The sequence below is a fragment of the Pseudomonas sp. F220 genome, from assembly GCF_057813935.1.
Genome location: NZ_JBVASJ010000182.1, coordinates 1 through 282, shown reverse-complemented (window position 1 = coordinate 282; position 282 = coordinate 1). Strand labels below are relative to the sequence as shown.

1 protein-coding gene is annotated in these 282 nt (G+C 53.2%); it reads left to right on the top strand.

The genetic code is table 11. From position 1 onward, the window contains the following. Positions 1-12: 12 nt before the first annotated feature. The coding region (locus ACZYSM_RS29560) for an autotransporter outer membrane beta-barrel domain-containing protein (protein ID WP_489077234.1) at positions 13-282 on the top strand (270 nt) is incomplete at its 3' end.

The following is a 282-nucleotide window of genomic DNA, read 5'->3' as shown; positions in this document are numbered from 1 at the left end:
GGCAACGATAACGTGCGCAGTTCGTTGGGTGTTAAAGCCTTTATGAAAGGCTATACCGCACAAGGTGATGGCAAGCAGCAGTCGTTCAAGCCGTACGTAGAAACGAACTGGGTACATAATTCCGAAGGCTACGGCGTGAGGATGGACGGTGTTGCTGTCTCGCAGGAAGGTAGTCGCAACATCGCAGAGTTCAGAGTCGGTGTTGAAGGGCATGTCATGCCTCAGTTGAACGTCACCACCAGTCTGACTCAGCAGGTGGGGAGTAATGGCTGGTCGGACACT